The following is a 1,301-nucleotide window of genomic DNA, read 5'->3' as shown; positions in this document are numbered from 1 at the left end:
CCGTCCGTGAAGGTCGGCAGCAGCGGCGTCAGGCCACCGGCCAGCAGGCGGGCCCGCAGCTGGGGGGCCATCGTACCCGCTACCGTCGTGCCAGCAACTGCGCCTACTTGGCCAGAAGCCGTCGCGCTGCGGTTGTTGGAGAACACTTCGTAGCACTTGCTGATGTTGGCCGGAAGCGTCGTCAGCGTGTTCGCGTCAAGGTCTACGCAGAGCAGGTTCACGTCTTCTACTTCCGTGACAACCGCCGGCGGCGTCTTGTCTTCGGCGTTGACGATGCCCCAGCAGGTCTCGAAGTCGAGTACCCGCAGGCTGGGCGGCGTGAAGACGAAGTTGGTGATCGTCAGTTCGCTGGGCGTGTTGCTGCCGATGGGCGTGAAGCCATCGTCAACGATACCGATGAAGAGCGTGTTGCCGGGTTCGACGGTGAAGCTCAGTTCACCTGCCTCTGGCATGTCCGTGTCCAGAATTACTTCGGCTACGTCGCCTTCAAAAGTGTAGAGAACTACCGCGTTATCGAAGCCAGCATCAGCACCGTTGTAGTCGTAGCTCATGCTTACCGTACCCGCCTGGTCGAAAAGGTACTGGGCACGGGCGATCAGCGTGACGCCGAAGTTATCGCCCAGCGTCTGGAAGCGCAGCGTTTGGTTGTCGGTGAACTCGGCAATGCCAATGTCGCCAGATTGGCCAATCGGGAAACCGTCCGTGTAGAAGGCTTCCAGCAGCCAGTTGGCCGGGGCAAAATCACCTGTGAAGTCTTCCGTCGGAGGAAGCGTGGGATCGATGGAGCGGATGGAGTACTGGAAGCTGCCGCAGCCGTCGATGATCGGACCGTTGCTCGGGTCGCTGTCCATTACCGTGATGTCAAAGCCAAATACGTCCAGGCACGCAACGTTGCCCGTCAGGACCATGCGGGGAATCAGCAGGCCCTGGCAGTCATCGTTGAGCGTCAGGTTGATCTCGCCGATGCAGGAAAGGTTGGGCTGCAGGAACTGGACCGTCACGATGACCGGGGCCGTCGTTACGTTGCCGTTCACGTCCGTGGCCGTGATGATCACTTCCACCTCACCGATGTCTTCGCAGGTGAAGAGCAGCTGGCTGGCCGTCAAAGAGGCGATGCCGCAGATGTCCGTAGCGGTAGCCAGGTCGGCAACCGTCAGGGTAGCCGTTCCGTTGGCGTTGCTTAGTACTACCGTTTGGGGGGTGACGACAATCTCGGGAGCGATGTTGTCTTCTACCGTTACCGTGGCCGTGCAGGTGGAACTGTTGCCGTTAACGTCCGTTACCGTCAGGGTAACTTCGTT

General features: G+C 60.1%; 1 pseudogene. It reads right to left on the bottom strand.

The annotated features are described in order from the left end of the window. A pseudogene (locus H9S92_RS07705) lies at window positions 1-1,301 on the bottom strand (hypothetical protein); the annotation flags it as partial.

The sequence above is a fragment of the Neolewinella lacunae genome (assembly GCF_014349155.1).
Lineage (GTDB): Bacteria > Bacteroidota > Bacteroidia > Chitinophagales > Saprospiraceae > Neolewinella > Neolewinella lacunae.
The sequence above is the reverse complement of the archived record's forward strand: the minus strand, read 5'-3'. Positions and strand labels throughout refer to the sequence as shown.